Raw genomic sequence first — 1429 nt, 5'->3', positions numbered from 1 at the left:
TGGTCATCACCACCTTTTGAGTGGAACAGTGCAGCACCGCCTAATCCTACGAGTGGCACGAGGGCTAATAACCACCACGGGCTGAATGCCCAAAGTGCAGTCACAGGTTCGCCACCCAAGGCTTGACCTGCTGATACGCTATCCGCTAATTCTGTGACGGCATCTGATTTAACCGCACTTTCTGGTACGTAAGGGTAAACTTCGCCATTTTCCCAATCACCAACCAGTAGGCTGTCGGCATTGTTACCGTCAGCGTAGTAGCCTTCGATAATTAAGTCAGGTTGCTCAATCGTTGAACCTTCAAAGGCGATTTTTAAGTCATCCCCATCACGTTTAATCATGATGTTTTCTGGTCCAAACTGAGTTTGTTCGTCTGTTAGGTGATAGTTCACATGCGGTTGTGCTTTCACGATAACAGCTTTGCCGCTGTGAACGTCAATCTTGACCGTTTCTAATGTGTCTTTTGCGTTGTTAATTTTTAACGTAATTTGTTTTGCCATTGCGTTTTTTACCTTAAATTTATCAATCTAAAACCTATCTGACCGCACTTTTACGCTCAGATAGGGTGATGTTTGTTGGAGTTAATCCGTTACTTTGTTTCACCGTGTACGATAATTTCTACACGACGGTTTGGTTGGTCACACTGTTGACGTGCTTTTGCATTGTTTGGAAATTGCGCGCGGCAATTTGCAACCACTAAGTCTGCTTGCCCACGACCTTCCGTTAAAATGAGATTGCCGCTCACACCGCCTTTAACCAAAGCTTGTTTCACGGTTTGTGCTCGTTTTGCCGATAACGCTTTGTTATATGCCGCGTTCCCTTCTGGGTCAGTGTAACCAATGACTAAGATATCTTTGATTTTGGCTGGGTTTTGTTTGATGTCTGCCGCAACCGCTGCGACTTCTTGTTTCCCTTTCACTAGCATATCGCCGTACGCTGCTCGGTTGAATTTAAACAACGCTGAGGCATCTAAATTGTACTGTTTTAATACATTTGCGCATTGGGTGACTTTATCAACGCGTGGTAAGGTGTGGTTTTGACGTTTGACGTGTTTTAACTCTTCTTTTGCAACGTCTGCGTTCACTTGTTCAAGTGCGGGTTTACCGTTCGCGTTCACGATTTTGAAAAAAGCCACTTGGTTTTCTGGCAAGTTGTAGTAGTTGCCGTCTTTCGCTTTTTCGCGGTAGCCTGGGTCTTGGTGGGTAAATTCAGCATATAAACGTTGGTTAGCTGAACACACCGTTTCTTGACGATACGCATTTGGCTGTAAAGAGCTGAGGTATTCTCCGTTGATATAGACGTTTATGGTTGAACCCTCTATCGCATCTGCTGGGCGGTAAATCACTACCGATGAGCGACCTTCTGGCACGCTGTCTGTGTAGCCAACATTTTTAGTGTCTGTCCAGGTAAGTGGGTCGTGGTAAACACA

At 45.2% G+C, this 1429-nt stretch carries 1 protein-coding gene and 1 pseudogene; both read right to left on the bottom strand.

What is annotated here, in order from left to right:
* Positions 1–500, bottom strand: a pseudogene (locus HPC40_RS09360) (cell wall anchor protein); the annotation flags it as partial.
* An 89-nt stretch (positions 501–589) separates the two neighbouring features.
* Positions 590–1429, bottom strand: an 840-nt coding sequence (locus tag HPC40_RS09355) for an OmpA family protein (RefSeq protein WP_208119234.1), incomplete at its 5' end; no start/stop codon positions are given.

It is taken from the genome of Spirabiliibacterium falconis, from assembly GCF_014885015.1.
Classification (GTDB): domain Bacteria; phylum Pseudomonadota; class Gammaproteobacteria; order Enterobacterales; family Pasteurellaceae; genus Spirabiliibacterium; species Spirabiliibacterium falconis.
This window is presented reverse-complemented; position numbering and strand designations above follow the sequence as displayed.